Here is a 25,133-nt window from a genome sequence, read left to right as displayed (position 1 = left end):
TGGGCGAAGGCGTTCTTGCCGACGATCGCCTTGTTGAACTGCACCGGGAAGCCGGTGATCGCCGAGACATAGCGGCTGGCGCGCGTGATGTGCTGGGTTTCGACGCCCGTATAGTAGGGCAGCGCGTCGCCGCGCACCTTCAGGGCCATGACGACCTCTTCCAGCGCCGCATTGCCGGCTCGCTCGCCGATGCCGTTGATCGCCACTTCGATCTGCCGCGCCCCGCCTTGCACGCCCGCCAGGCTGTTGGCGACCGCCAGGCCCAGATCGTTGTGGCAGTGGGTCGACAGGATGATCTCGTCGGCGCCCGGCACGTTCTCGATGATGTCGCGGAAGATGTCGGCGTATTCGCTGGGATAGGAATAGCCGACGGTGTCGGGGATGTTCACGGTCTTGGCGCCGGCCTTGATCGCGGCCTCGACGCAGCGACGCAGAAAGTCCTGCTCGGTGCGGGTGGCGTCCTGGGCCGACCATTCGATGTCGTCGCACAGGTTGCGCGCGTGGGTCACCGACTTGGTGATCATCTCCAGGATGTCTTCCTGGCTGGCCTTCAGGATGTGATCGCGGTGGCTGGGGCTGGTCGACAGGAAGGTGTGGATCCGGCCGCGCTTGGCTGGGCGGATCGCCTCGGCGCAGCGCTCGATGTCCGCCATGCCGGCGCGGGCCAGGCCGCAGATCGTGCTCTCGGTGACGATCTTTGAGACTTCACGGACAGCCTCGAAGTCGCCGTTGGAGGCGATCGGGAAGCCGGCCTCGATGACGTCGACCCGCATATCCTCGAGGATCTTCGCCAGCTCCAGCTTCTCTTCCAGAGACATGGAGGCGCCGGGCGATTGCTCGCCGTCGCGCATGGTGGTGTCGAATACGATGACGCGATCACGCGAATCGCGAGCGGTGTCGATGGGGGCCGTGGTCATGTGCGAACTCTCTTCGCGGGTCATTCTATTGGGGCGGGCGACGGGTGATATCCCCTGAGCGCCCGGCCGCGAAGTCGCGCAGCCTAACGGGCCCAGGGGCGGCTAAGCCCCAGGTCGAGAAGAAGCAGGCTGTTGAGCTGCGTACGCATGGCGGGTTGTGTACCCAAATAGGGCTCGCCCTGCAAGACTCTTGCGCAAAAACCGGCGCTATCGCCACGACTGAGCAAGAACCATCCCCTGGAACCCTCACAGCGACAGGCCCCGCGTCAGTCCTCGCGCGGACCGCTGATCGCATCCTCGCGCGATTTCAACCAGTTGCGGGCAAACCAGCCGATGGCGATCCAGATCGCGGCGATCACCGCCAGGCCGAGGATATGGCGCTGGCCCTCCCCCTTCAGAACCTGGACGATCGAAGCCCCGGCGAAGGCGGTCAGCACGATCTTCGGAATGATCCCGATCGCCGTCCCGGCCGCGAAGTCGCGCAGACGCATCGGCGTCACCCCGGCCGCCATATTGACCACGATGAACGGCGCCGAGGGAACCAGCCGCACGATCAGGCTGGCCAGGAAGCCGTTACGCCCCACCAGGTCCATGAACCGCTGCATGCTCTCGCCCGACAGCGTCTTCAGCGCCCGCGCGCCCGCAGCTCGGCCCAGATAGAAGCCGACCAGCGAGGAGACCATGGTCCCGATCCAGCTATAGGCGAAACCCGTCCAGGCCCCGAAGGCGACCACCGCCGCGGCGATCAGCACGAACTGCGGTACGCCCACAAAGGCCAGCACGGCGAACGCCGTCACCGCGACCGGCAAAGCCCACGGACCGTTGGAGGCCAGGCCCAGCCAACGCTCGACCGTCGCCTCGCCGTCGAACCCCAGCACCTGGGCCCCGAACAGGAAGACGACACCCACCCCGCCGAACAGCACGAACGATACGAAGAGCGTGCGCCATGCCTTGGCGTCCATTTCATTGATGAAGCGGAGGAAGCGGCGCATCGCCTCACGTCGCCTGTTCGGCCGCTGTGGTCAAGGCGGGGTCAGCGCCGTCGACCAAAGCGCATCAGTCGCCCGACGCAGGCAGCCCGAGAAACTGGAACGGTTTGGCGGGCTTGAAGTCTTTGGAGACCTCGCCGGCGAAGACATTCCGCTGGTCCTTGCCGAGATCGAGTTTGAGAACCGCGGCCCGCGGCGAGAAATCCAGCTTCTTCAGATCCACCCAGAAGGTGTTCGGGGTAAGCGCCGACTCGAAGAAGTAGAGTTTGCGCTTGTGATCGGCGACCGTCCTCCACCGCGTCGAGGAGATGTTGGGCTCCTCCGGCGTGCTGATGCCGAAGGGCACCGAGACATTGCGGATCACGCTGAACACGCTGGCCAAGGCCAAGCCCGGATCCTCGCTCTTGGGGATGGCGTTGATATAGAAAGAGGCACGCGCGAACCGGTCCGCCGAGCGGTTTGTACCGGGCAAGAACACCGCCCCGCCGATCTGGCGCCAATAGGCGTTCAGGGCCAGTTGCTCCTCGAAGATCGGGGAGTTGGTCATCACCTGATATTTGCGGTCGTGGTGAATGACCTGCTGGCCATTGATGTATTCGACAATGGCGCTGTCGCCGCTAGCGTCCGACATCGATAGATGGAGGGTCGCTAGCCGCTCTTCCCCTGGAACATTAGCTGTCACCACGGTGAACGGCGCCCGCCGCAGGGCGTCGACCGCCTCCTGCACGGTGGCGAAATTGTCGAGCACATACTGCGCCCAGGCCGCGATGGTGAGGCCAGGTTTCGACTTGTCGAGCGTAGGATAGCCTGACTCCACCAGCCAAATCAGGTTGGCCGATAGGCCCGCTTCGTTCAGCCCATCGGTTGTCGAGACGTCGTAGCCGGTCGCGATGACGCTACCGTATTTCGAAGTCCATTTGATCGAGTTCGGCCCTGCCTCTCCGCTACGCGCCATACCGCGCGGGAAAGCCCAGAGGTTGGTCTCGACATCCACCTTCCAGTCCATCGACCGAGCGGTGATCACGTCACCGTCGGCGCCCAGATAGACCACCCGCGTGCAAGCCTGGGCCATGGCGGGCGCGAAAACGAGAGCTACCGACGCAACCGCGGCAGGCAGGTACGCAAGGATCGAACTCCACATCGCTTCACCTCTGATCAGGACAATCGCGGCGCGCACAATGGCGCTAGGACAACGCTCACGGACGCCAGCTTCCATGTTGTTTTCTGCGGCGTCGAGTAGGTAGAGACCCCAGTAGCCGCCCGAGGCCCCCGCCCGGCCTGTTAGGGGTTTGCCGCCGAAACCAAAGCGACCCAGCATTTGGCTCCCTTTTCAGGCCTCAAACGCAAACGGGCGCGGCGAAACGCCAGTCCCGGTCCGAACTCGGGTTTGCCTCGGCCCTGCCATCAGCTAAACCCCGCGCGTTTCCTTTCATTCCTCGCCTGGGAGTCTCCCCGCCATGTCGCTCGAATCCGCTGCGCTGTCCCGCGTCAAGCCGTCCGCCACCCTGGCGGCGGATGCGAAAGCACGTGAGCTGAAAGCGCAAGGCCGTGACGTGATTTCCCTCGCCGCGGGCGAACCCGACTTCGACACGCCGGACAACATCAAGGAAGCCGCCATCAAGGCGATCCGCGATGGCAAGACGAAGTACACCAATGTCGATGGCATCGTTGAACTCAAGGAAGCCATCGTCGCCAAGTTCCAGCGCGAAAACGGCCTGACCTACAAGACCAGCCAGGTGAACGTGTCCCCCGGCGGCAAGCCGGTCATCTGGAACGCGATGCTCTCGACGCTGAACCCCGGCGACGAAGTGATCATCCCGACGCCGTACTGGGTCAGCTACTGGGACATCGTGCTGCTGGCCGGCGGCGCGCCCAAGGCCGTGCCGACCACGGCGGCCACCGGCTTCAAGCTGCAGCCCGCCGACCTGGAAGCGGCGATCACGCCCAAGACCAAGTGGGTGTTCCTGAACTCCCCCTCCAACCCTTCGGGCGCGGCCTACACCAAGGAGGAGCTGCGCGGCCTTGCCGACGTGCTGCTGCGTCACCCGCACGTCTGGATCCTGACCGACGACATGTACGAGCACCTGGTGTTCGGCGACTTCGAGTTCTTCACCATCGCCCAGGTCGAGCCGCAGCTCTACGACCGCACCCTGACCATGAACGGAGTCTCCAAGGCCTACGCCATGACCGGCTGGCGGATCGGCTACGCGGCCGGCCCCGAGGCGCTGATCAAGTCGATGGCCAAGGTGATGAGCCAGACCACCTCGAACCCCTCCTCCGTCTCGCAATGGGCGGCGGTCGAGGCGCTGAACGGCACCCAGGAGTTCATCAAGCCGAACGCCAAGCTGTTCGAACAGCGCCGCGACCTCGTAGTCTCCATGCTGAACCAGGCGAACGGCATCGAGTGCCCGACCCCGGAAGGCGCCTTCTACGTCTACCCGTCGATGGAAAAGCTGCTGGGCAAGACCACCCAGAGCGGCCAGGTCATCAACAGCGACGCCGACTTCGCGGTCGCGCTGCTAGAGCAAGAAGGCGTCTCGGTGGTGTTCGGCGCGGCCTTCGGCCTCTCGCCGTTCTTCCGCATCAGCTACGCGACCTCCAACGCCGTGCTGGAAGACGCCTGCACCCGCATCCAACGCTTCACCGCCTCGGTGAAATAGGATGAGCGCGGAAGCCCGGGCCCAGCTCGCAGCCGATATCGACGCCGCTGCGCGCCTGACCGGCAGCTTCCGCCTGCGCTCCGGCGCAGAGGCCACCGAGTACTTCGACAAGTACCGGTTCGAGGCCGACCCGCGCCTGCTCGCGCGGGTCGCCAAGGCTATGGTCCTGCTGGTGCCTGAAGAGGTCGAGGTGCTGGCCGGCGTTGAACTCGGCGGCGTGCCGATCGCCACGGCCATGTCGCTGTTCAACGGCCGCCCCGCCGCCTTCGTGCGCAAGGAAGCCAAGACCTACGGCACCTGCCTAGCCGTCGAGGGCGGCGACCTGCGCGGCAAGCGCGTGGCGATCATCGAGGACGTGATCTCCACCGGCGGCGCCGTTCGCGACGCCAAGGCCCGCCTGGACGAGGTCGGCGCGATCACCGTGGCCGTGGTCTGCGCGGTCTGGCGCGCCGACCGTCCGCCGGCCATCGAGGGCCTCGATATCCCGGTCTTCGCGGCCCTGACGCTCGCGGACCTGACGCTCGCGGACCTGACGCCCAGCAGCTAAAGAAACGGCCCGGATCGCTCCGGGCCGTCTTCGTTTGGTCTAGTGCTTTTCGCGCCAGGCTGCCTTGGCCGCATCCTTGGTCAGGTTCAGGTGAACCTTCTCATCGGCCACTTGATCGACCCAGCTCAGCGGGATCAGGTGGTGTTTGAGGCCGCCGCCCAGGTCGAGCTTGGCGAGTTCGATGTCCTGGCCGATCACATGATCGACCCGGCCGACGTGGCCGCCGTCCGAACCGACAACTTCCATATGTTCGCGAATGCCGGGATGCATGGTGTCGTCTCCTTTTGGGGTCGCAAGGAAACGGCTCGGCGGCGATTGGGTTTCAGGCGGCTGAGCCCAAAGGCAACATCTGCTCCTCGGCCCCGGCAGGCGGCAGACGGAAAACGATCGTGCAGACCACGCCCGTTGGCGCAAAGGCCAGGTCCACAACCCCGTCCAACTGGTGCGCCAGGCCGCCGACGATAACCCGCGAGCCAAATCCACGCCGTTCGGGCTTCGCCACGACCGGCCCGCCGCTCTCGCGCCAAACAATGCGCAGTTGCCGCCCGCTACCCCCCTCGGTGACCGTCCAGGACACATCGATCCTGCCGTCAGGCCCCGACAGCGAGCCGTACTTCACCGCATTGGTGGCCAGTTCGTGGAAGGCCATGCCCAGCGCCACCGCGGTGCTCGGCGCCAACCACACCTCTTCACCGGCGGCGCCGATCCGTTCGCCGTTGGCTCCGCCGTAGGGGAGTAGTTCGCTGCGGACAAGTTCAGCCAGGCTCGCGCCGCGCCAGTTGTCACGGGTCAGCAGATTGTGGGCCTGGGACAAGGCGATCAGCCTCGCCTCGAAACTGTCGCGAACGCTGTTCACATCTGTCCCGTGCCGCAAACTCTGGGCGGCGATCGACTGCACCGTCGCCAGGGTGTTCTTCACCCGGTGGTTCAACTCATCGAGCAGCAGTTTTTGGTGCGCCTCAGCCGCGATCCGAGCGACGATCTCCCGCTCTGCCGCTAGCCGCGCGCTGACCTGCCGCCAGGTGATGAACCCGACAAGCAGGCTCACCAGCGTGCCCGTCCCCAGGAACGCCCAGGTCAAGCCGGCGTCCGAGCCCTGCTCGTAGCCATCTCGTGCGTGATAGAGGAGGGTCCAGGTGCGGCCGGCGATGTCCAGCTTTCGCGTCGCCGCCAGGCTATTCTGGCCCAGGAACGATCCTGAGGAGTGATACAGCAAGGTCGCCGTGCTCGGCGCGCCATCATAGACGGCGTAGTCCAAGCCGGCTCGCCGCGCCGACGGCAACACGCTCTTCAGCAGATCGCCGGCGCGAAACGGCGCATAGACAAAGCCTTGCAGCGCCTCGCGGCGCTCGGCCACCGCCGCAGGCACGGCCCCGTCCCTGTAGACTGGTTCGTACAGCAAGAAGCCACCTTGCTTATCGCGGTCCACCTCCTGGACCAGTTCGACCTTTCCCGACAAAGCCGGCGCGCCGGTGTCGCGCGCCCGGTCCATCGCCTCGCGGCGCACAGGAAACCGGTGCATGTTGAACCCCTGCGCCACCGCGTTGCGCAGATCAGCGGGCTCCAGGAAGACTATGGCGTGAACCTCGCCGTCCGGGTTCTGCAGCTTGAAGTCGGTCGCCCCCTCAGCGTGCATACGCGCGATGAGATCGTCCGCCTCGCCCGGCAAGACACGGGCCGAGTAGCCAATTCCCTGGATGCCCGGATATCGGCGGGTCAGTTCCACCCGATTGGCGAAGGCCCGAAACTCGGCCAGGCTGACGTCCTTGCTGGCGGCGAACAGACCCGCTCCGGCTCTCAGGACCGCCATATACGTATCGAGGCGGCTTGCCACCGCATCGTTCGCCTGATCGACGACGCCGTCGAACCTCAAGCGTTCACGCGCCATCCGTCCCTGCTCGATCTGATAGCCGCCGGCGCCGGTCATGATCAGACCCGCGGCCACGATCAAGGCGGGCAACGCCAAGCTGGGCCAGCTGAGGATGCGGCCCCTGATCCGTCTAAGCACCTCGATCGCCAAGGCTTTCCCCCGATCCAAGTGCTTCTTGCGTGCCTTATTCTGGCGAAGATGTCGAGAAATGCGCAACCCGCCCAGGTTGATCGCGTTCGAGGTTCGGCGGCGGCCGGGTTGGGGACGAACGAAAGAACCTGCGAAGACTGATCTTCTGCCATACGCCCCGGTCACGCATGGCCACCATCTTGTGGCTCAGGGCCGTCCGGGCTTTCAACGCTTCATCGCCAAGAGCTAAGATCGCGCCATGAGCAACGTCGTCAATCTCAACAAGGCCCGGAAGGTCAAGGATCGCCAGGACGCTCGCGATCAGGCCAAGGAAAACCGCGTGAAATTCGGCCGGGCCAAGAGTGAGAAGACCTCGACCAAGGCCGAGGCTGGCAAGGCTCGTCGCGCCCTCGACGGCGCCAAGCGAGAGACCTGAACCACTCGCCTCTGAAAACGGCTATGGCCCGAAAAAACGGCGATGGGTGGAGGAGGCTCGACACTCCTCCACCCGCCTGGCGCAACACTGCGCCATCCGCGCGTCCGTCTCCCCCCGGATCGGCGCGCGAAGTTCCTTACATCTGGCTCGGCACGGCTCCGTCGCGCACCTCAGCCGGGATGGAATCGTAGATCGTCGGCGGCGTGATCCCCAGCCGCTTGCGAGCGACTTCCAAGGGCTCGTTCAGCAGCCGGTCGTAGTCCTCGCCCAGCAGCCATGCCGCAGCCTTGCCGCGCCTGTACCCCTGCCAGATCGCCTTGCCGGACGGATACTCGCCCCCGCGCGAGCGCAACGCCGCGCCCACCGCGATCAGCGCCCAGCCCAGGCCCTTTGTCTGGGCGTAGGAGAACGCCACCAGGCAGGCCTCGCCCAGGCCGTCGCGGTGATAACCCGACAGGATGTGCCAGATGTCGTGGACGTCGCGCGTCCGGCGGCCAAACCACGCGTAGGGATGCTGGCTGTCAATCTCGGCGCCGTCGATCCGGCTGACCTCAGCCAGACCCTCGGCCGACAGCTGCTCGCTGCGTACGAACTCGCGATAGATCGCGCCGACGCTGCCGTCCTTGAACGAGTCCAGCCAGGCGTCGTCCATCAGGCGGACCGCCAACTCTTCGCGTTCATAGGCGATACGGCCGCCCTGGACGGTGGTCAGCAGTCGCTGATAACCCGTGGCCGTGGCGGTCCCATTCAGGGCCCGCATGATCTCGAAGACCTGGCCGGTGTCTTCCTTGTCGTTGAGCAGGCGTTGCAGCGCCTTGAGGGCGACGCCCCAATGGAGCTTCGGCTTAGGCAATGGCGTGGGGCCAGCGACCGGGCTGGCTTGGCGACGCATCGGGGCATCGAGAGCGTCGGCGGTCATGGCCATATAAAGCAGCCTCAGGCAAACAGCGTTCGGATTGAACGTGACGCCAGTGTCACTTATTGGCAAGCGCCGCGTCATCTTCACAGGGCCTGCAATTCAACAGTTTGCCGCGACGTGGCGCCTAGGCCACAAGGTTGGGTCATGCCAAGGCTCCGAAAACGCTCCATCCTGCTCTCCGGCCACGCCACCTCCATGGCGCTGGAATCAGAGTTCTGGGCGGTTCTGGACGAGATGGCGCTGCTGCGCGGCGTCAGTCTGGCCGGCCTGATCGCTCAGATCGACGAAGGCCGCGGCGAGCGACCGCTGGCGTCGGCCTGCCGGGTAGCGGCCCTGCTGTTCGCAAAAGGCTAGGAGACGGGCTTGGCGTCGGGCGTCGGCGCCTTCGGGACGGTCTGGTCCGGAACGATCACATAACCCTGCGGCGGGGCCATACCGGCCGACGGCGGGTTCAGCACGCGCAGCGTGAACATGAAGCCGAGCACGACCACAAATCCCAGCAGCGCCCAGAGCAGCAGCGGAATGGGTTTCCTTGGCCGGGGATCCTGGTTGCTCATCAGCTATTTCGGGACCGGAATGGGGGCGTCGGGCAGCCGCGGCGCATCAGGGAGGGGCGGGGCCTTCGGCACGGTGATGTCGACATTGATGGCGGCGGGAAGCTTCGGCTCCATCCGCCCGGCGCTGGAATAGAGGAAATAGCCAAGCACCGCGAGGGCGACGATCAGCCCGCCGACCAGCAGGGCCAGCCACGGCGTCGCTCCGCTTCTGTGAGGGTCAGCCACGCGCGCCTCCTTTCGCCGCCTGGGACAGGGGAACAACGAACCGCCTTTCACGCGGTTCCGGCCTTAAGCCCCGGCTCGTTTGTGCTACATATGTTCCAATGTCAGTGCCTGAATCGTTCGACAACGCCCTCCCCGCCGCCCGCGTCAGCGACCTCGCGCGCGTGCGCGGTCCCGACTATCTCGAGGGCCTGAACCCCGAGCAGCGCGCCGCGGTCGAGGCGACCGAGGGGCCGGTCCTGGTCCTGGCGGGCGCGGGCACCGGCAAGACGCGCGTTCTGACCACCCGGCTGGCGCACATCCTGGCCACCGGCCGGGCAAAGCCGTGGGAACTGCTGGTCGTCACCTTCACCAACAAGGCCGCGCGCGAGATGCGCGAGCGGATCACCCACATCATCGGCCCGGCCGCCGAGGGCCTGCGTTGGCTGGGCACCTTCCACTCGGTCGCCGCCCAGATCCTGCGCCGCAACGCAGAGCTGGTCGGGCTGAAGTCGAACTTCACCATCCTAGACACCGACGACCAGGAACGGCTGATCAAGCAGGTGCTGGAGGCCGAGAACGTCGACGCCAAGCGCTGGACGCCCAAGGCGATGGCCGGCTTGATCGACCATTGGAAGAACCGCGGCTGGACGCCCGACCGCCTGCCGCCGTCCGAGGGGACCGAGTTTGCGGGCGGCAAGGGCCAGACCCTCTACCGGCTCTATCAGGAACGCCTGCGCGTGCTGAACGCCTGCGACTTCGGCGACCTGCTGCTGCACAATCTGACGATCTTCATGAACAATCCGGACGTGCTGGCCGACTTCCACGAGCGGTTCAAGTACGTGCTGGTGGACGAGTACCAGGACACCAACGTCGCCCAATATCTGTGGCTGCGACTGCTGGCCCAGAAGCGCCAGAACGTCTGCTGCGTCGGCGACGACGACCAGTCGATCTATGGCTGGCGCGGAGCCGAGGTGGACAACATCCTGCGCTTCGAGCGCGATTTCCCGGGCGCGACGGTGATCCGCCTGGAGCGCAACTACCGCTCCACGAGCCACATCCTGGCCGCCGCCTCCGGCCTGATCAAGGCCAACAAGGGCCGGCTCGGCAAGACCCTCTGGACCGAGAGCAACGATGGCGAGAAGGTCATTGTCCGCGGCGTCTGGGACGGCGAAGCCGAAAGCCGGCTGATCGCCGAGGAGATCGAGCGCGCCAAGAAGGGCGGGACCGAGAAGGAGCCGCGCAAGTTCCGCGACATGGCCATCCTGGTTCGCGCCTCTTTCCAGATGCGGGCCTTCGAAGAGCGCTTCGTGATGCTGCAGATCCCCTACACGGTGGTCGGCGGCCCGCGCTTCTTCGAGCGGGCGGAAATCCGCGACGTCCACGCCTATCTGCGGCTGATCCAGTCGCCCGACGACGACCTGGCCTTCGAGCGCATCGTCAATGTGCCCAAGCGGGGGATCGGCGACACTACCGTCCAGAAGCTGCTGCATATCGCCCGGGTTGGCGGCGTGCCGGTGATGGCCGCGGCGCGCGAGGCGGTACAGACCGACGAACTGGCCGCCCGCACCCGCACGGCGCTCTCCAACTTCCTGCGTGACCTCGACCGTTGGCGCGCCCAGGCCCAGACCCTGCACCATTCGCGGCTGACCGAGCAGGTGCTGGAGGAGAGCGGCTATACTGACGCCCTGCGCCTGGACAAAACGCCGACCGCCCAGACGCGGCTGGAGAACCTCAAGGAGCTCGTCCAGTCGATGGGCGCCTTCGACAGCCTTGAGGCCTATCTCGAACACGTCTCCCTGGTGATGGACATGGATCGCGGCCCCCAGGCCGACGCGGTGCAGATCATGACCCTGCACTCGGCCAAGGGGCTGGAGTTCCCGCTGGTCTTCCTGCCCGGCTGGGAGGAAGGCGTCTTCCCCTCGCAGCGCAGCATGGACGAGAAGGGCGAGAAGGGCCTCGAGGAAGAACGCCGCCTGGCCTATGTCGGCATCACCCGGGCTCGCGAAGAGGCGCGCATCTCCTTCGTGGCCAACCGTCAGGTCTACGGCCGCTGGACCAGCCAGCTCCCCTCGCGCTTCGTCGATGAACTGCCGCTGGAGAACGTCGAGGCGAGCTCGGAGACCGGCTATTACGGCGGCGGTCCCGGCATGCAGCAACACGGCTCGCGCTGGGACGAAACGCCCTCGTTCGGCGCTGGCTATTCCTCGCCTGGCTGGAAGCGCGCGCAGGAACGCAATTTCCACGGCAGCCACCCGGGTCGCGGCCCAGTCATTGAGGGCGAAGGCCGGCTGGTCGTCTCCGAATCCTCGGCCGCCAGCGACTTCAAGCGCGGCGAGCGGGTGTTCCATCAGAAGTTCGGCTACGGCAAGGTGAAGTCGGTCGACGGCAACAAGCTGACCGTCTCGTTCGACAAGGCCGGCGACAAGAAGGTCATCGACAGCTTCGTCCAGAAGGCCTGACACTCTCCCCTCCCCTGAACAGGACGCCGACACCTAGAACGCGCGCCATCCACGCCAACATCCATACATAGCGTTCGCAATGGACGCCCAGCCGCCACGGGTCTAGCGTGCGCCTTGTCGGCCGGCGCGGTCCGGTGGCGAGCGAAGGCGGCGGCCATGGACACGAAATCCCGCGAAGCAGTGGAAGCCTTCATCAAGGAGGCGATGGGCCGAGCCAGCCCCGGTCCAAGGCAGGATCCAGAAACCGCCCGCGCCCGCGCCGAGGCGGCTCGCGAAGACGGCGAACTTGCCCGCGGCGAACTGCTGGCGGCCGGCCTCGACCTCAAGCGCCTGGACGCATTGGCCGCCGACCGCTCGAAGGCGCGCCGCGAACGGGCCGAGCACACCCACCGAAGAGCGATAGAGGCCTCCAGCGCGGTTGCACGCCGCCTGGCTGAACTGACGCCGGCGCCGCCGGCCGCACCGATGAACGTCATCCTCGACCGAGTGACTTTCATCCGCAGCTTCGCTGGCGCGGGCGCCGTGGTCGATTCCGACATCGCCTCGCTCGACAGTTGGGCGCGCTATCGGCTGAACGCCTCGGCCAACTCGGTCGCCGAGAGCGGCACGGGGCGGCTTAGCTTCTTCACGCTCTGGCGAAATCCCCGGACTGAGCCCGTCGTCGTGACGGCGGGCGCCCGCCTCGTCGTCAATGCGCATCTCGCGGTCGATGCGGAGTGGAACGGCGTGGCGGCCTGGTTCATCGGGGGCTCGCAGGCGCGGGCCACGGTCCGAGGGCGAACCACCGTCTGGGCCATGTGGGACTCGACGCTGAAGTCGATCGTCCACGACCAGATCCTGGCCGACGCCGGGGCGACCGGCGGGTTCTTCGGCGGCGACGACAGCGCCTCCATCGCGTTCAATGAATTCCTGCCCGCGTCGGGATTTTTCGTGCCGGCGCAGGCATCCATCCTCATCGAGGTCGAGCTGTTGACCGAGTGGGTCGCAACCAGCGGCACGGTCCACCTGGACGCCGAGAGCGGGTCCTTCCAGGTCTCCGTGCCCCACCTCATCCTCACCCTGACCTAGGTTCCCGTCTGAAACCGCGCGGCGATCGCACTGGGTGATTGCTCGCCCGCGAGCTCTCGGCCAACCTGCGCCCAACCAAAAACGTCGGGAGGGGCCCATGCCCGAGACCACCGCCAACGGCATTTCACTGCACTATGACCTCCGTGGTCCAGAGACCGGCGAACCGGTGCTGCTGATCATGGGCCTCGGCGCCCAGATGACCCGCTGGTCGAACGACTTCGTCGGCGAGCTAGCCTCGCGCGGCTACCGGGCGATCCGCTACGACAATCGCGACGTCGGGCTGTCGCAGAAGCTCGACGAGGCCGGCGCACCGGACATGACGGCGGTCTACACCGCCCTGATGTCGGGTCAGAAGCCGAACGTCCCCTATCTGCTCTCCGACATGGCCGCCGACGCAGTCGGGCTGCTGGACGCCCTCGGCATCGACCGGGCCCACATCGTCGGCGCCTCGATGGGCGGCATGATCGCCCAGATGGTGGCGGCCGAACATCCACAGCGCACCCTGTCGCTGACCTCGATCATGTCCAGCACCGGCAATCCCGCCCTGCCCCCGGCCAAGCCCGAGGCGATGGAGCGGCTGCAAAGCCGCGGCCCCGATCCGTTGCACGACCTGGACGCCTTCCTCGATCACGGGCTGATCAGCTCCAAGGTCCTCGGCAGCCCCGGCTACCCGGTCGACGAAGTCGAGCTACGCGCCCAGCTTCGCTCCGACTATGAGCGCTCGTTCTACCCGGTCGGCTTCGCGCGCCAGATGGCGGCCATCGTCGCCAGCGGCGACCGCCGCAAAGCGCTCGCCACCATCATCGCCCCGACTGTGGTCATCCACGGCGCCGATGACCCGCTGGTGCCCAAGGATGGCGGCGAAGACACTGCGGCCACCATTCCCGGCGCCGAACTCCACCTGATCCCCGGCATGGGCCACAACCTGCCGGCGCCGCTGATCGTCCCGGTCTGCGACCTGATCGAACGCGCCACGGCGCGGGCGCGCGAGCTCAGAACTGTCCCGCTTCCAACTTGAGACTGTGGCGGCTGCGAATAGCTCTTGGCCTCAGGGCTTGAGGGACGCGCGGCACTTTAGCCTACGACCGATGACCGGCCCAAATAGCCACGGCCTTGATGCAACCCCATCGGGTCTCAGAGCTTACCCTCGGAGGCGATCGACCTATGCGTGTCTCACCGCGCTTTCGCCCCAGCGCTTTGAATTCTTGCGACGCCTTCGCGGCCGCTCTGGCCTGACGAGCAGAGGAATGAACATGGCCAAGCTTCAAGGCGCGACGCGCAAGACCCTGATGATCGTCGAAGATGAGGTGCTGGTGGCGATGGTCCTCAACGACTGCCTTGAGGCGGCCGGATACAATGTCCTGGACCTGACGGACCGCCACGCCGAGGCGCTGGAGGTGGCCAAGGCCTCCAAACCCGACCTCGCGCTGGTCAACATACGGCTCGCCGGCAGCGACGACGGCGTCGCCCTGGCCGAGCAGCTCAAGGCGCTCGACATCCCGGTGCTCTTCATCAGCGGTCAGGTTAGTCGGGCGAGGTCGGCGCAGACCGTCGCGATCGCCTCGCTTCCCAAGCCTTATGACGCGGCCGACATGGTCATCGCGGTGGCCTATCTCCTCGCGCGGATCGATGGCGACCATTCCTTGCCAAGGCCGCCTGGGCTCGAAGTCTTCGACGACAGCGGCTTTGATCTGGAGCCGACGTCCTAGGTTCGCAATCCACCCCTCGGAGACAGTCATGGGGTCCGTTTCGCGGCGAAATCGTGAATGTCAGCGTCACGGCGACGAGCTGAATGCCGCTCGCGACCCAAGTCGGACATTGGGAGGGGCTACTTGCAGGCCGCCGGTCATGGGATAACCTGGCGAGCAGCGAGGGTGAAACTGATGGCGCTTGGTGCTTGGCTCCAACGAATTTTCGTGCAGTCGTCGCGTGTTCATATCTGCCAGGACGTCGCTGCTACGCCCGGAGACTTGGTTGACCTCATCGACCGTTTTATAGACGGGCCGATGCGTTATCCGCTCGAATGGGACGACTTCATTTCATGGGAGCAGGCCAACCCAAACGTCGAGGCCGCACGACGTGAGATCGGCAAACATGAGGAATGGCTGTTCTCTCGTGATAGCTCAAAGATCAGCGCTTACAGTTTTCGCGTTGTAGAACAGCGCAATCGGCTGGCCGCGATAGTCGGGCGGCCACAGCGGCCTCTGCCCACTCTGAACGCCACGGAACAGGCGCTCATCGGCGCGGCAGAATAGTCAACGTCCGCTTCCCACCCCAGGCGGACGATCGGCGAGTCCGCTGGCGGGCAAGGCGGCGAAACGTCTGCTATCCGGCCGGGAGTGGTTTTCCGCAGCCGACCCAAGTCGGACGTCCGGTGGGGCTCCGGAAGTCGCTTTGATATACCGCAAGGCGGCTCTCGGGGAGGCGGCGCACCCTTCTCTTTGAACAGGGAGCGCGCCCATGGCGACAATAAGGTTCCACTCGTTGGCCGAGAGCGCCTACCTCTGGACGGCGATACATGTCGCCGACGAAAAGGGCGTTGACTACGAGGTGGTCCCGCTGACGCCGGGGTCGCACGAGCACTTGGCGCTTCATCCATTCGGAAAGATGCCTGCGTTTCAGCACGGGGCGGTGGTTCTCTACGAAACCCTGGCGATTGCGCACTACATCGATCACGCGTTCGCCGGTCGCCCCCTGCAACCCGTTGACGCCCTCGGCCAGGCCGACGTCCTGCGCTGGATCAGCATCATCAATTCCTATGTCTTCCCGACAATGAACCGTTTCATGAAGGAGCGCCTGGTTCGTCCCGCCTTCGGCTTTGACCCCGACGAAGCCTTCCTCGCCGAAGCTCGCGCCGGCCTGCTTCTGCAGATGCGCCTGATCGATGAGGCCGTCGCCGAGGGCGGGTTTCTGGTGGGCTCCGAGATGACCCTGGCGGACAGCTTCCTGCTGCCGCAACTTCTCTTCTTCACCCGAACGCCGGAAGGATCGGCTCTGCTCGCGCGGTCACCCGCCGCCTCGGAATGGCTCTCCCGAATGCAGGCCCGACCCAGCTACGCCAAGAGCCCGATGAGCGGGGTGTTCGAGATGTTCCAGCGCCTCAACGTGGAGGACAAACTCCTTTGGGCGGTGGACTAGGCTCGGGGATTCGACAAATCGATAGCTTCGCTTCGCAGTCAAGCAAGTAAGCTTCTGGTATTCGGAGAAGTAATCATGGGAAGTTTTCCAGGGCGTCGCCGGTTGGCGATCGATATTCATAATCCACGTGACTTTATGTTTTGGGCGGGAACCTGGGCATTAACCGACCAAGAGCTTCGCGATGCTATCTCGGTGGTCGGCACGGCTATCGAAGATGTCGCCGCCTATCTAGGACAGCCCATTGAGGGGAGACCGCTCCCGGATGCCTAGGTCCAGAGCTCGGCCTCGTCTTGGCAAGATCTGGCTAGGGTCAGCTGCCGCGCGATGACCGCAGCCTACCGTGCCCGGCCTCTCGCGTGGACCGCTTCGGGGAACTATGGCGGCGCACTGTCCACGACTGTCAGGCCTGAACCCCTCCGCTAAGCCCGTAGACGAAAGCAAACGCCAGAATTACTGCCGTCGCTTTGCCGAACTGCCAGACGGCGACTACGAGCGCCCGCGGCCAAGACATTCCATGTCGGCTGATCCAAGCGGTCTGCACAGAGAGGTACCAAACTGTAGCCACAGCAGCGATGGCCAGCCCGATCTCATGCATCTTCGGGACCGCACTAGCGATGGTGAACCCCGCGCCCAAAATCAGCGCGAATACGGCCGCCGGATAGCATTCGATAAAAAAAGGCCCACGAAGCGTAATGCGGGTCAGGGAGAGCTTTGTCGCCTTGAGATGGTGGAGCGCGAACATCAGCGGAAAGACAGCGAACACCAGGGCCCTAAATACGAGCAGGTTCTGCTGCGATAGCCTTGTCAGCGTGTTGTTCACGCCCCCAAAAGGGTCGAAATGCAAGCCCACCTCTATGCCGTGCGACAATAGAAGGCTCAGCAGCAGAAACAGTGGCGGAGAAAGCGTACTGTCAAACTGCTCTTCTTCGGAACGGTGAATTTGAGCTCGGCTGTATTCAAGCGTTTTCAGTGGCTTGATCAGCGTGAGGATTAGCGTCCGAGGGTAGAACACCAGCCACGTCATCACCTCATAGAGCAGCTCTTCTAGCGAGCGCAGCATCTTCATAAAGTCCATACCCACCTCCATCTGCTCGTCGCTCAAGCCGAGCAGTCTTGGACACATTCCGAGCCCCGACCATGGCGCCGGGCTAACGATTCTAGAATGTGGATGCATTGATCCTCTAAGGACCGCTCCTAGGCGGAAGGCGAAGGTCTGTTCCCCACCTCATCTGACAACGGCAATGTCGGCTTCTCACCCATCGAGACAGGCTTAAGTTGCTCGAACGCCGGGGCATTGCGGCGGCGTAAACCGCAGCTCCCACGCTGGCGCCGCCAAGGTTGATAATATCGATCCGCTTTGGCGCTGCCGGCTCGCGCCTTGGCCGACATTCGATCCAGGTGCTACATCCCCCGCGAGCAAACTTAGGAACGCGAGATAGGCTGCCGATGATTCAACCAGGTGCGACGTTCAAGGAAAACCTTCAGCAACTGCCGCCGGTCGACGGCGTGCAACGCATCGACCTCGTCGATGCGAAGGGAAATGTGGTCGCCAGCATCGAAAATCAGCCGGGCAAGCAAGGCTCGTTGGCCGTCTACCAGTACCTGAAGCAGTCCTTCGACATCTTGGATGAGAAAGCCGCGGCGCACGGCCTGGCCGTGTTCGCCGAACATAAGGCGGATGCTCAGAACCGCCCCGGCGCGCATCCGAATGTCGACCGCCTGCTGGAGATCGCCGCCGGCGGCGATCCGCTGCATGTTGAGATCATCACCGGCGGCCGCTGATCCCTTCGCGCCTCGCGGCCAAGGTCGCGCGCGCCGCCTGCCACCCTATCTAAGGGGCTAGGAGAAGGAGACGCTCGCCCATGTGCCGCAACATCAAGACGCTGTTCAACTTCGACCCGCCCGCCACGGATGAAGAAATCCGCGACGCCGCGCTCCAGTTCGTCCGCAAGCTGTCCGGGTTCAACGCCCCGTCGAAGGCCAATCGCCAAGCCTTCGAGGCGGCCGTCGATGAGGTCGCCGCAGCCGCCCATCGACTGTTCGAGAGCCTCGAAACGACCGCGAAGCCCAAGGATCGCGAGGACGAGGCCGCCAAGGCCAGGGCCCGCTCCGCCGAGCGCTTTGGCACGAAGCAACCCGCCGCCTAGGTCTCGCGGCCCTTCAGCATCTTGACCGCGAACACCCCCAGCCCCGCGACGAGCGCCACCGCGCCGCCGATCAGGGCCGGTGCGCCCAGCGCCAGCTTGGCCTGATCTGGCTTGGCGGCGACCTCGGACACGGCTTCCACGATCGAGGTCGCTGGCGTGGCCTCTTGGCCCCCAAGGTCCCGGCGGAAGGTCACCACGCCGGCCACCTTATCGACGTCGGCCACCCGCCAACCATGATCCAGCCAGACGCGTTGATGCGGCTTTTCGGCGGTTCCGATCCACCAGGCGGCCTGTTGCGCCGCCTTAGGCAGCGATGATCCCAGGACACCCTCGATCTCGGCGAAGGTCGCGCGCCATTCATCGCCGTCATAGAGCGACAGCCGATCGGACAGGGGCCGGTACTTGCTCATAAAAGGTCTCCGTGATCGGGTGGGGGCCGCGCCATGATGCCAGGGCCAGGCCAGCCTCCGAAATCACAAAGGGCGCACCTGCCGTCGCCGGTCGGGTGTTGAGGATCAGATGAAGCCGCAATCATTTCTGCTCAGTCGCCCGGCGATCATCGCATTTTCGGTGGTGGCGATCCTGGCCCTGGTGCTGGTGATGGTTTTGCGGCCCAAGGCGGCCCCGCCGCGCCGAGTGGATTCCGGCACGGTCGTCACCCTTCCCTATGTGCCGCCGCCGGAGCCGCGGCCAGAGCCGCCGGCCACAACGCCATTGCCGGCCATGCCGCCTGAGTCAGCGCCCGAGGAGCAGCCCGAGCCGGAGCCGCCGCCAGAGCGCCACTACGCGCCCACCGGTCCGCCCGCGCCGATTCCGTATGAGGAACTGGGACCGCCGGGGACCCTGGAAGCGCCGTGGGCTCCGATCCCGCCCCAGGCGCCTACTCCCCCAGAGGCCCCTCGCGCCTAAAGCCCCCTCGCCTTTCGGCCGTTGTGGCTCTAAAGGGCGCGGATGACCGAAGACGCCGTCCAGATCGTCGCGCGCGGCCCGCGCGCCATCGCCGAAGCCGCCGCGCAAGCCATCGACGCCAATCCGCTGCTCGAGAGCGTGACCTATTCCATTCTGGAAGAGGACGAAGATCGCGGCATCTGGCGCATCGACGCCTTCCCGACCACGCCGGAGGAGGCCGACGGCCTGGTCGCGGCGTTGGGCGAGTATCCCGAACTCAAGACCGTGGTCGAAAAGCTGGCCGACGCCGACTGGCTGGCCATGGCGCTGTCGGGCCTGCCGCCCGTGCGGGCCGGCCGCTTCTTCGTCTTCGGGGCCCACGACAGGGGTCGGGCGCCCACCAACACCGTTAATCTGCGGATCGAGGCGGGCGCCGCCTTTGGCACCGGGCACCACGGCACCACCGTCGGCTGCCTGTTCGCTTATGACGAACTGATCAAGGCCCGCCGCTTCGAGCGCGTGCTGGACGTCGGCGCCGGCACCGGCGTGCTCGCCATCGCCGCGGCCCGCACCGGCAGCGCCAAGGCGGTCGGCACCGACATTGACGGCCCCTCGGTCCGCATCTCGCGGGAGAACGCCAAGCTCAACAAGGCGAACGCCCGCTTCGTCCACGCCTCAGGCCTCGGCCACCGGCTGGTGCGCGACGCCGCGCCCTATGATCTGGTGTTCGCCAACATCCTGGCGCCGCCGCTGGTCGCCCTGTCGCACGACATCAAGGGCGCCTTGAAGCCCGGCGGCTTCGCCATCCTGTCGGGCCTGCTGCGCACCCAGGAACGCCGCGTGCTCGCCGCCTATCTGTCCAAGGGCTTTCGCCTGCACCGTCGCCTGCATCGTGACGCTTGGGCCACACTGGTGCTGCGCCGGGCCTAACGGGCCGGAACCGCCGCCGCAGGACCACGTTCCTCCGCCCATCAGAGCGGCCGATCAGGCCGCCTCAGAAGGAGGACGTTCTATTGGCCAACACTAACGAGCCCTACGTCGAAAAGACCGTGATCGAGCAACCCGCGACCGTGCGTCACGAGGTCGGGCCAGCCCCGCGTTCCAATGGCGGATGGTGGATCGCCGCCCTGGTGGCGATCGTCGCCGTCGCGGCGATGTTCTTCATGATGAACGGCCGCACGGCGACCGAAAGCGACGTAATGGCCGCGCGCGAAAGCGGCCGCAGCGAGGCGATCATCGATAACGCCGCTGCGACGGCGCAAGCAGCCGCCGCCAACGCCAGCCAGGCCTCGGCCAACGCCGCGTCCAGCATGGCCGACGCCACGCGCTCGGCGGCCGACAGCGCCAGTTCGGCGGCTGAGCGCACCGCGGAGGCTAGCCGCAACGCGGCCGCCAGCGCCACCGACGCCGCCACCGACGCCGGCGATAAGGCGCCGCCTAACTAGACGCTCTCGGCTCGGCGGGCCGCCCACTCCTGCGCCAGCAAGGCGTAGACGTGGGTGTCCCGCCACCGACCGCGAACCTCGTGGTTCTTGAGCAGCGTCCCTTCCCGGCGCATGCCGAGTTTCTCCATCACCTTGTATGACGCAGCGTTCCGCACGTCGCAGGTCGCATAGACCCGGTGCAGACCCAGCGTCGTGAACGCGGTTTCGATGATTGCGCTAGCCGCCTCGGTCGCGAGGCCCCGCCGCCAATAGTCCTTGTTCAGAGTGTAGCCAAAGTCCGCCGTGCGGTCGGCCTTGCTCTGGATCGACAGCCGGATCGCGCCGATCGCCCGGCCGGTCTCTGACAACTCCACGACCAGATTGACCTCGTCGCGAGGCCATTGCGCCGACATCGCCACCCAGCCGCCCAGGGCCTGAGCCGTCACCTCGGGCGTGTTCGGCCCCCAGTCCATGTACCGCACAACGTCCGCATCAACGGCGTAGGCGTGAATGTCGTCATAGTCGCTGAGCCGCGCCTCACGCAGCAGCAGGCGCTTTGTGCGTATCGGGAACCAGGGTTGTCGAGGATCGTCGGTCATCTGAGCTCTCTTCCGAAGGTCATGCCATCGGCGGGGCTCGTGTCCTCGACCCAGCCGGTTCGGCGGGGTCGTGGGTCTTTCTGGAGCAGGCGTTCAGCCCACGCGAAGACGCACGGCCCCAAGGGGACCAGACGAATTCGAGAGGTTGCAGGCGCTGCGCATGACGCCGTTATGTCGAAGAGTGGCGTAGGTGTCTAGAACACTGGCCGCGCGGCAAGCGCCTCAAGCCAATGACGCTCGCGCTCCTTCAGCCAGCTCCCGCGGCCGATCGCGCCAAGTTCTTCGTCCTCCAGCAATTCCACCACCGCGAACTCGAACCCCTCCTCGCCGCCATGGGCCTTCCAGGCGGCCTGCATGCCGGGGTTGCGGTTGGAGCCCTGACGCAGGCTGAAGAACGAGCTGTTGCGTTGGCCGTCGAGATTGCGCGAGGCGCCCACCCAGGTCTCGCCCGTCGCCATGCAGCGCAGGCTGAAGATCCCGATCGGGGTCTTGCGCTCTTTGTATTCGCGAATGGCCTCGCGGCGGCTCTGCTTGTCCATCCCCGCCAAATGAGCGAACCCGGTTCAGATGTCAATTATATCCGGGTAAAATAATCACCCCCCAACTGATCATCGACTCCAGATAGTGGCTGTTTCCAAGTTCGTTGGAGACGATCATGGGAGAGCCCGAGGCCAGCCCCGCCATCACGCCGCGTCGCGCCGTATGGACGCTCGGGATCACCCAACTCGTCGGCTATGGCTGCACCAGCTACCTGCCCGCCACCCTCGCCGCGGCGCAGGGCCAGACCCTCGGCGTCTCAACCGCCTTCGTCTTCGGGGCCTTCTCCGGCGCCTTGCTGATCTCTGGCCTGCTAGGCCCGGTGACCGGCCGAGCCGTCGACCGTCACGGCGCGCGCCGCCCCCTCGCCGCTGGCAGCATCGTCCTGGCCCTCGCCCTGATCGGCATGGCGCTCGCGCAGAACGTCGGCCAGTTGATCGCGGCCTGGCTGGTCCTGGGGATCGGCATGTCCCTGGCGCTCTACGACATCGCTTTCGCGGGGCTGGTCGGCTGGTTCGGGCTGGAGGCGCGAAAGTCGATCACCGGCGTCACCCTGATCGCCGGCTTCGCCAGCACCATCGCCTGGCCCCTGACCGCCTGGCTGGAGGCAAACTTCGGTTGGCGCGAAACAGCTCTGGTCTGGGCCGCCACAAATCTGCTGATCGCCCTGCCGTTGCATCTCACCCTGCCTCGTCAGGCGACGAGGATATCGGCCAGGGCGCCCGACGAAACGCCCGACGCGCCGCAGCCCGGCATGGCCCTACAGATGGTCCTGCTGGCGACTGCCCTGGCGGTGATGGCCGGGATCGGCTCAACCATGGGAGCCCACCTGCCGCCCTTGCTGATCGGCATCGGCGCCAGCGCGACGGCCGCCATCGTCGCCGGCATGCTGGTCGGACCGGCCCAGGTCGCAGCGCGCGTGGCGGAGTTCGTTCTGGTGCGACGCATCCATCCTCTGGTCTCGGCGCGCGTCGCGGTCGCCCTGTTCCCAATCGGCGCAGGCCTGCTGCTGGTCTTCGGGCCGCTCGCCGCCGCGCCGTTCGCGATCCTCTACGGCGCCGGCAACGGCCTCTTCACCATCGTGCGCGGTACCCTGCCGCTGGTGCTGTTCGGCGCGAAGAACTACGGCGGTCGGCTCGGCGCGCTCAGCGTGCCGGCGAGGCTGGTCGGGGCCATCGCGCCGCTGCTCTTCGCGCTCGGTCTGGCCAAGTCTGAGCCCTGGGCGCTGGGCGTCCTGATCGCCGCCTGCCTGCTGGCGCTGGCCTGCCTGTTCGTCCTGCGCAAACCCGCGCCCTAGGCTGGCGCGGAACGGCGCAGGCGACTAAGTTCGAACCATGCGCCAGACCTTCGACGAAAGCACCGATCCCTCCTTCGGGCCCAAGCACGTCCCCCTGATCCGCCAGGCCATGAAGGCCCACGGACTGGACGGCTTCCTGGTGCCCCATGAGGACGAACACCAAAACGAATACCTGCCCGCCGCCAATGACCGGCTCGGATGGGCCACCGGCTTCACCGGCTCGGCCGGCGCAGCGGTGATCATGGCCGACAAGGCCGCTATCTTCGTCGATGGCCGCTACACCCTGCAGGTCCGCGACCAGGTGGACGCCGGCGTGTTCGAGATCCGCGACCTCGTCGAAGGCGGCGTCTCGGCCTATCTCGAAACCGCCACGCTTAAGGGCCAGACGATCGGCTACGACCCGCGCCTGCACGCCCCCGACGCGCTGGAGCGCCTTAAGGCCGCCGCCGCCAAGGCGGGCGCCAACCTGAAGCCCGTCGACACCAACCCGCTGGACGAAGCCTGGGGCCAGGCCCGTCCGGCGCAGCCGACTGCGCCGGTCGTTCCGCACCTGCTCGACTATGCCGGCGAAGACTCCGCCGCCAAGCGCGCCCGCGTCGGCGAGGCCCTGGCCGCCCGCAACGCCGACGCCACGGTCCTGACCGCGCCGTCTTCCATCGCATGGCTGTTCAATGTGCGCGGCGGCGACGTCATCCGCTCGCCCCTGCCGCTCGGCCAGGCCATCCTGAACCGCGACGGCACGGCCCGCCTGTTCCTCGACCCAGTGAAAGTCTCGCCCGAATTGCGCGCTTGGCTCGGCAACGAAGTCAGCCTGGAAACGGCCGACGACCTACCCGCCGCTCTGGAGGACCTAAAGGGCAAGCGCGTCCTCATCGATCCGGCCCAATCATCGGCCTGGTATTTTTCGGCCCTGCACAAGGCTGGCGCGGACGTCCTGCGCGGCGATGATCCCTGCGCCTTGCCCCGCGCCTGCAAGAACAGCGTCGAGATCGACGGAACTCGCGAGGCCCACGCCCGCGACGGCGTGGCGGTCACCCGCTTTCTGCACTGGCTCGCGACCGACGCTCAAGGCCGCACGGTCGACGAGGTCGAGGTCGTCACCCGCCTGGAAGGCTTCCGCCAGGACACCGGCGCTCTGAAGGACCTTTCCTTCGACACCATCGCCGGCGCCGCGTCCAACGGCGCCATCGTCCACTATCGCCCCACCACGCGACTGAACAAGCAGGCCGAACAAGGCTCGCTGCTGCTAGTCGATTCCGGCGCCCAGTACCTGGACGGCACCACCGACATCACCCGCACGGTCGCCGTGGGCGAACCCAGCCAGGAGATGCGCGAGCGTTTCACCCTGGTGCTGAAGGGCCATCTGGCCCTGGCCGCCATCCGTTTCCCGGCCGGGACCACGGGCTCGGCCCTCGACGCCCTGGCCCGCGCCCCGCTCTGGCTTCAGGGCCTGGACTACGACCACGGCACCGGTCATGGCGTCGGCTCTTATCTCGGTGTGCACGAAGGCCCGCAGCGTATCTCCAAACTGCCGAACTTCGTGGCCCTGCAGCCGGGGATGATCGTGTCCAACGAGCCGGGCTATTACAAGGAAGGCGCCTACGGCATCCGGATCGAGAACCTGCAGTTCGTCACACAGGCGGCCATGATCCCCGGCGGCGAGCGGCCGATGCTGGGCTTCGAGACCTTGACCATGGCGCCGATGGATCGCCGCCTGATCGTGGTCGAGATGCTGACCGCACAAGAGCGCGCCCAGATGGACGCCTACCACGCCAAGGTCCTGGCGGTGGTTGGGCCGCGTCTGGAACAGGCCGAGGTTCGCACCTGGCTGGAGGGCGCCTGCGCCCCGCTCTAGAAGCCACGCCCCTGACCCCGGCGAAAGCCGGGGGTCAAGCGGTTGACTGGGACGTTCCCTATTCCCCGGCCATCTTCAGGATCGTCGACCACTCGTCGGCGCTGACCGGCGACACCGAGAGCCGCCCCTGGCGGATCATGGGCATATCGGCGAGGGCCGGGTTGGCTTTCATCTGCGCCAGAGTCACCGACCGGGGAAGCTTGCGAACCGGCGCCAACTCGACCGCCACAAACTTGCCTGTGGCGTCACTGGCGTCCGGAAAGGCTTCCCGCGCCACCTGCGCGATGGCGACGACGTCCTTGCCCTCCTGCGAATGGTAAAACAGCACCTGGTCGCCCACCTTCATCGCCTTCAGGTGCGAGGCGGCCGCAAAGTTGCGCACCCCATCCCAGACGGTGCGGCCGTCACGTTCGAGATCATCATAGGAATAGGTGTCAGGTTCGGACTTCACGAGCCAATGAGACGCCACGAGATCCTCCTTGCTTGCCAGGGC

Annotated in this window: 31 protein-coding genes; 18 read left to right on the top strand and 13 right to left on the bottom strand. The window is 66.0% G+C overall.

All coding sequences use genetic code 11. The annotated features are described in order from the left end of the window. The 3 genes from Q8M13_RS20905 to Q8M13_RS20895 all read right to left on the bottom strand — a co-directional run. Positions 1–917: 2-isopropylmalate synthase (locus tag Q8M13_RS20905; protein ID WP_305302200.1), on the bottom strand; the 917-nt coding region annotated here is incomplete at its 3' end. A gap of 266 nt (positions 918–1,183) precedes the next feature. Beyond that, on the bottom strand, positions 1,184–1,909 hold the full coding sequence (locus Q8M13_RS20900) for a TVP38/TMEM64 family protein (protein ID WP_305302199.1): 726 nt from the start codon (positions 1,907–1,909) through the stop codon (positions 1,184–1,186). A 64-nt stretch (positions 1,910–1,973) separates the two neighbouring features. Further along, positions 1,974–3,224, bottom strand: coding sequence for a linear amide C-N hydrolase (locus Q8M13_RS20895; RefSeq protein WP_305302198.1), 1,251 nt, complete (start codon positions 3,222–3,224; stop codon positions 1,974–1,976). 139 nt (positions 3,225–3,363) lie between these two features. On the opposite strand from Q8M13_RS20895, the gene Q8M13_RS20890 reads away from it, so the two are divergent. Together Q8M13_RS20890 and pyrE are read left to right on the top strand one after the other, a co-directional pair. Further along, entirely contained in the window at positions 3,364–4,566 is a 1,203-nt protein-coding gene (locus Q8M13_RS20890; RefSeq protein ID WP_305302197.1) for a pyridoxal phosphate-dependent aminotransferase, read from the top strand. 1 nt (position 4,567) lies between these two features. Continuing rightward, positions 4,568–5,113 carry an orotate phosphoribosyltransferase gene (gene pyrE / locus Q8M13_RS20885; RefSeq protein ID WP_305302196.1) on the top strand — a complete coding sequence of 182 codons (546 nt, stop codon included), beginning with the start codon at positions 4,568–4,570 and terminating at the stop codon, positions 5,111–5,113. A 39-nt stretch (positions 5,114–5,152) separates the two neighbouring features. Here the strand turns inward: pyrE and Q8M13_RS20880 are convergent, their stop codons facing one another. Further along, on the bottom strand, positions 5,153–5,383 hold the full coding sequence (locus Q8M13_RS20880) for a DUF2171 domain-containing protein (protein WP_305302195.1): 231 nt from the start codon (positions 5,381–5,383) through the stop codon (positions 5,153–5,155). 52 nt (positions 5,384–5,435) lie between these two features. Next, the gene (locus tag Q8M13_RS20875) at positions 5,436–7,151 is read right to left on the bottom strand and encodes a CHASE domain-containing protein (protein ID WP_305302194.1); all 1,716 of its coding nucleotides are present in this window, start codon (positions 7,149–7,151) and stop codon (positions 5,436–5,438) included. A gap of 220 nt (positions 7,152–7,371) precedes the next feature. On the opposite strand from Q8M13_RS20875, the gene Q8M13_RS20870 reads away from it, so the two are divergent. Further along, complete coding sequence (locus tag Q8M13_RS20870) at positions 7,372–7,548, top strand: DUF4169 family protein (RefSeq protein ID WP_305302193.1); 177 nt, start codon at positions 7,372–7,374, stop codon at positions 7,546–7,548. 136 nt (positions 7,549–7,684) lie between these two features. Here the strand turns inward: Q8M13_RS20870 and Q8M13_RS20865 are convergent, their stop codons facing one another. After that, complete coding sequence (locus Q8M13_RS20865; RefSeq protein WP_305302192.1) at positions 7,685–8,473, bottom strand: Coq4 family protein; 789 nt, start codon at positions 8,471–8,473, stop codon at positions 7,685–7,687. Positions 8,474–8,611: 138 nt separating this feature from the next. On the opposite strand from Q8M13_RS20865, the gene Q8M13_RS20860 reads away from it, so the two are divergent. Then, positions 8,612–8,821, top strand: coding sequence for a ribbon-helix-helix domain-containing protein (locus Q8M13_RS20860; protein WP_305302191.1), 210 nt, complete (start codon positions 8,612–8,614; stop codon positions 8,819–8,821). Here the strand turns inward: Q8M13_RS20860 and Q8M13_RS20855 are convergent. Beyond that, a complete protein-coding gene (locus Q8M13_RS20855) occupies positions 8,818–9,024 on the bottom strand; it encodes a hypothetical protein (protein ID WP_305302190.1) in 207 nt (68 codons plus the stop codon). The genes Q8M13_RS20860 and Q8M13_RS20855 overlap by 4 nt on opposite strands. Positions 9,025–9,027: 3 nt before the next feature. After that, on the bottom strand, positions 9,028–9,249 hold the full coding sequence (locus Q8M13_RS20850; protein ID WP_305302189.1) for a hypothetical protein: 222 nt from the start codon (positions 9,247–9,249) through the stop codon (positions 9,028–9,030). Positions 9,250–9,347: 98 nt separating this feature from the next. Here Q8M13_RS20850 and Q8M13_RS20845 point away from each other — a divergent pair, with 98 nt between their 5' ends. The 7 genes from Q8M13_RS20845 (at position 9,348) to Q8M13_RS21100 (ending at position 16,163) form a co-directional block, all read left to right on the top strand. Next, positions 9,348–11,687: an ATP-dependent helicase gene (locus tag Q8M13_RS20845; RefSeq protein ID WP_305302188.1), complete on the top strand. Its 2,340-nt coding sequence runs from the start codon at positions 9,348–9,350 to the stop codon at positions 11,685–11,687. 156 nt (positions 11,688–11,843) lie between these two features. Continuing rightward, positions 11,844–12,755, top strand: coding sequence for a hypothetical protein (locus Q8M13_RS20840; RefSeq protein ID WP_305302187.1), 912 nt, complete (start codon positions 11,844–11,846; stop codon positions 12,753–12,755). Positions 12,756–12,852: 97 nt separating this feature from the next. Beyond that, positions 12,853–13,773 carry an alpha/beta fold hydrolase gene (locus tag Q8M13_RS20835; protein ID WP_305302186.1) on the top strand — a complete coding sequence of 307 codons (921 nt, stop codon included), beginning with the start codon at positions 12,853–12,855 and terminating at the stop codon, positions 13,771–13,773. A gap of 235 nt (positions 13,774–14,008) precedes the next feature. Continuing rightward, positions 14,009–14,464 (top strand): response regulator, encoded by a 456-nt coding sequence (locus Q8M13_RS20830; RefSeq protein ID WP_305302185.1) that lies wholly within the window; start codon positions 14,009–14,011, stop codon positions 14,462–14,464. Positions 14,465–14,587: 123 nt separating this feature from the next. Then, entirely contained in the window at positions 14,588–15,010 is a 423-nt protein-coding gene (locus Q8M13_RS20825; RefSeq protein WP_305302184.1) for a hypothetical protein, read from the top strand. Positions 15,011–15,215: 205 nt separating this feature from the next. Further along, positions 15,216–15,893 carry a glutathione S-transferase family protein gene (locus Q8M13_RS20820; RefSeq protein WP_305302183.1) on the top strand — a complete coding sequence of 226 codons (678 nt, stop codon included), beginning with the start codon at positions 15,216–15,218 and terminating at the stop codon, positions 15,891–15,893. Between the two features lie 75 nt (positions 15,894–15,968). Next, on the top strand, positions 15,969–16,163 hold the full coding sequence (locus tag Q8M13_RS21100; RefSeq protein ID WP_370870125.1) for a DUF3606 domain-containing protein: 195 nt from the start codon (positions 15,969–15,971) through the stop codon (positions 16,161–16,163). Positions 16,164–16,293: 130 nt separating this feature from the next. Here the strand turns inward: Q8M13_RS21100 and Q8M13_RS20815 are convergent, their stop codons facing one another. After that, positions 16,294–16,995 carry a hypothetical protein gene (locus Q8M13_RS20815; RefSeq protein ID WP_305302182.1) on the bottom strand — a complete coding sequence of 234 codons (702 nt, stop codon included), beginning with the start codon at positions 16,993–16,995 and terminating at the stop codon, positions 16,294–16,296. Positions 16,996–17,339: 344 nt separating this feature from the next. On the opposite strand from Q8M13_RS20815, the gene Q8M13_RS20810 reads away from it, so the two are divergent. Together Q8M13_RS20810 and Q8M13_RS20805 are read left to right on the top strand one after the other, a co-directional pair. Next, the gene (locus Q8M13_RS20810) at positions 17,340–17,675 is read left to right on the top strand and encodes a DUF2322 family protein (RefSeq protein ID WP_305302181.1); all 336 of its coding nucleotides are present in this window, start codon (positions 17,340–17,342) and stop codon (positions 17,673–17,675) included. An 80-nt stretch (positions 17,676–17,755) separates the two neighbouring features. After that, positions 17,756–18,040 carry a DUF2277 domain-containing protein gene (locus tag Q8M13_RS20805; RefSeq protein WP_305302180.1) on the top strand — a complete coding sequence of 95 codons (285 nt, stop codon included), beginning with the start codon at positions 17,756–17,758 and terminating at the stop codon, positions 18,038–18,040. Here Q8M13_RS20805 and Q8M13_RS20800 read toward each other — a convergent pair. Further along, entirely contained in the window at positions 18,037–18,450 is a 414-nt protein-coding gene (locus Q8M13_RS20800) for a hypothetical protein (protein WP_305302179.1), read from the bottom strand. The genes Q8M13_RS20805 and Q8M13_RS20800 overlap by 4 nt on opposite strands. 109 nt (positions 18,451–18,559) lie before the next feature. Between Q8M13_RS20800 and Q8M13_RS20795 the strand changes: the two genes are divergently transcribed. The 3 genes from Q8M13_RS20795 to Q8M13_RS20785 all read left to right on the top strand — a co-directional run bounded on the left by Q8M13_RS20795 (position 18,560) and on the right by Q8M13_RS20785 (position 20,373). Beyond that, on the top strand, positions 18,560–18,949 hold the full coding sequence (locus tag Q8M13_RS20795; protein ID WP_305302178.1) for a hypothetical protein: 390 nt from the start codon (positions 18,560–18,562) through the stop codon (positions 18,947–18,949). Positions 18,950–18,991: 42 nt separating this feature from the next. Then, a complete protein-coding gene (locus tag Q8M13_RS20790; protein WP_305302177.1) occupies positions 18,992–19,858 on the top strand; it encodes a 50S ribosomal protein L11 methyltransferase in 867 nt (288 codons plus the stop codon). An 83-nt stretch (positions 19,859–19,941) separates the two neighbouring features. Next, positions 19,942–20,373, top strand: coding sequence for a hypothetical protein (locus Q8M13_RS20785; protein WP_305302176.1), 432 nt, complete (start codon positions 19,942–19,944; stop codon positions 20,371–20,373). Here the strand turns inward: Q8M13_RS20785 and Q8M13_RS20780 are convergent. Both Q8M13_RS20780 and Q8M13_RS20775 read right to left on the bottom strand, forming a co-directional pair. Continuing rightward, complete coding sequence (locus Q8M13_RS20780) at positions 20,370–20,951, bottom strand: GNAT family N-acetyltransferase (RefSeq protein ID WP_305302175.1); 582 nt, start codon at positions 20,949–20,951, stop codon at positions 20,370–20,372. The genes Q8M13_RS20785 and Q8M13_RS20780 overlap by 4 nt on opposite strands. Positions 20,952–21,145: 194 nt before the next feature. Continuing rightward, positions 21,146–21,490: a GIY-YIG nuclease family protein gene (locus Q8M13_RS20775; protein ID WP_305302174.1), complete on the bottom strand. Its 345-nt coding sequence runs from the start codon at positions 21,488–21,490 to the stop codon at positions 21,146–21,148. A gap of 116 nt (positions 21,491–21,606) precedes the next feature. Here Q8M13_RS20775 and Q8M13_RS20770 point away from each other — a divergent pair, with 116 nt between their 5' ends. Together Q8M13_RS20770 and Q8M13_RS20765 are read left to right on the top strand one after the other, a co-directional pair. Continuing rightward, entirely contained in the window at positions 21,607–22,785 is a 1,179-nt protein-coding gene (locus Q8M13_RS20770) for an MFS transporter (RefSeq protein WP_305302173.1), read from the top strand. 37 nt (positions 22,786–22,822) lie between these two features. Then, positions 22,823–24,640: an aminopeptidase P family protein gene (locus Q8M13_RS20765; protein WP_305302172.1), complete on the top strand. Its 1,818-nt coding sequence runs from the start codon at positions 22,823–22,825 to the stop codon at positions 24,638–24,640. A gap of 58 nt (positions 24,641–24,698) precedes the next feature. Here the strand turns inward: Q8M13_RS20765 and Q8M13_RS20760 are convergent, their stop codons facing one another. Continuing rightward, entirely contained in the window at positions 24,699–25,109 is a 411-nt protein-coding gene (locus tag Q8M13_RS20760; protein ID WP_305302171.1) for an EVE domain-containing protein, read from the bottom strand. Positions 25,110–25,133: the final 24 nt, after the last annotated feature.

Source organism: Phenylobacterium sp. (genome assembly GCF_030681155.1).
In the GTDB taxonomy this organism is placed as follows: Bacteria; Pseudomonadota; Alphaproteobacteria; order Caulobacterales; family Caulobacteraceae; genus Phenylobacterium.
The sequence above is the reverse complement of the archived record's forward strand: the minus strand, read 5'-3'. Positions and strand labels throughout refer to the sequence as shown.

Excerpts from the sequence above, each read along its gene's own strand:
- Q8M13_RS20840 (WP_305302187.1), top strand. The coding sequence starts at position 11,844 with ATGGACACGAAATCCCGCGAAGCAGTGGAAGCCTTCATCAAGGAGGCG.
- Q8M13_RS20780 (WP_305302175.1), bottom strand. The coding sequence starts at position 20,951 with ATGACCGACGATCCTCGACAACCCTGGTTCCCGATACGCACAAAGCGC.
- Q8M13_RS20800 (WP_305302179.1), bottom strand. The coding sequence starts at position 18,450 with ATGAGCAAGTACCGGCCCCTGTCCGATCGGCTGTCGCTCTATGACGGC.
- Q8M13_RS20895 (WP_305302198.1), bottom strand. The coding sequence starts at position 3,224 with ATGCTGGGTCGCTTTGGTTTCGGCGGCAAACCCCTAACAGGCCGGGCG.
- Q8M13_RS20900 (WP_305302199.1), bottom strand. The coding sequence starts at position 1,909 with ATGCGCCGCTTCCTCCGCTTCATCAATGAAATGGACGCCAAGGCATGG.
- Q8M13_RS20870 (WP_305302193.1), top strand. The coding sequence starts at position 7,372 with ATGAGCAACGTCGTCAATCTCAACAAGGCCCGGAAGGTCAAGGATCGC.
- Q8M13_RS20810 (WP_305302181.1), top strand. The coding sequence starts at position 17,340 with ATGATTCAACCAGGTGCGACGTTCAAGGAAAACCTTCAGCAACTGCCG.
- Q8M13_RS20790 (WP_305302177.1), top strand. The coding sequence starts at position 18,992 with ATGACCGAAGACGCCGTCCAGATCGTCGCGCGCGGCCCGCGCGCCATC.
- Q8M13_RS20890 (WP_305302197.1), top strand. The coding sequence starts at position 3,364 with ATGTCGCTCGAATCCGCTGCGCTGTCCCGCGTCAAGCCGTCCGCCACC.
- Q8M13_RS20855 (WP_305302190.1), bottom strand. The coding sequence starts at position 9,024 with ATGAGCAACCAGGATCCCCGGCCAAGGAAACCCATTCCGCTGCTGCTC.
- pyrE (WP_305302196.1), top strand. The coding sequence starts at position 4,568 with ATGAGCGCGGAAGCCCGGGCCCAGCTCGCAGCCGATATCGACGCCGCT.
- Q8M13_RS20765 (WP_305302172.1), top strand. The coding sequence starts at position 22,823 with ATGCGCCAGACCTTCGACGAAAGCACCGATCCCTCCTTCGGGCCCAAG.
- Q8M13_RS21100 (WP_370870125.1), top strand. The coding sequence starts at position 15,969 with ATGGGAAGTTTTCCAGGGCGTCGCCGGTTGGCGATCGATATTCATAAT.
- Q8M13_RS20770 (WP_305302173.1), top strand. The coding sequence starts at position 21,607 with ATGGGAGAGCCCGAGGCCAGCCCCGCCATCACGCCGCGTCGCGCCGTA.
- Q8M13_RS20845 (WP_305302188.1), top strand. The coding sequence starts at position 9,348 with ATGTCAGTGCCTGAATCGTTCGACAACGCCCTCCCCGCCGCCCGCGTC.
- Q8M13_RS20775 (WP_305302174.1), bottom strand. The coding sequence starts at position 21,490 with ATGGACAAGCAGAGCCGCCGCGAGGCCATTCGCGAATACAAAGAGCGC.
- Q8M13_RS20805 (WP_305302180.1), top strand. The coding sequence starts at position 17,756 with ATGTGCCGCAACATCAAGACGCTGTTCAACTTCGACCCGCCCGCCACG.
- Q8M13_RS20820 (WP_305302183.1), top strand. The coding sequence starts at position 15,216 with ATGGCGACAATAAGGTTCCACTCGTTGGCCGAGAGCGCCTACCTCTGG.
- Q8M13_RS20830 (WP_305302185.1), top strand. The coding sequence starts at position 14,009 with ATGGCCAAGCTTCAAGGCGCGACGCGCAAGACCCTGATGATCGTCGAA.
- Q8M13_RS20835 (WP_305302186.1), top strand. The coding sequence starts at position 12,853 with ATGCCCGAGACCACCGCCAACGGCATTTCACTGCACTATGACCTCCGT.
- Q8M13_RS20795 (WP_305302178.1), top strand. The coding sequence starts at position 18,560 with ATGAAGCCGCAATCATTTCTGCTCAGTCGCCCGGCGATCATCGCATTT.
- Q8M13_RS20880 (WP_305302195.1), bottom strand. The coding sequence starts at position 5,383 with ATGCATCCCGGCATTCGCGAACATATGGAAGTTGTCGGTTCGGACGGC.
- Q8M13_RS20860 (WP_305302191.1), top strand. The coding sequence starts at position 8,612 with ATGCCAAGGCTCCGAAAACGCTCCATCCTGCTCTCCGGCCACGCCACC.
- Q8M13_RS20865 (WP_305302192.1), bottom strand. The coding sequence starts at position 8,473 with ATGGCCATGACCGCCGACGCTCTCGATGCCCCGATGCGTCGCCAAGCC.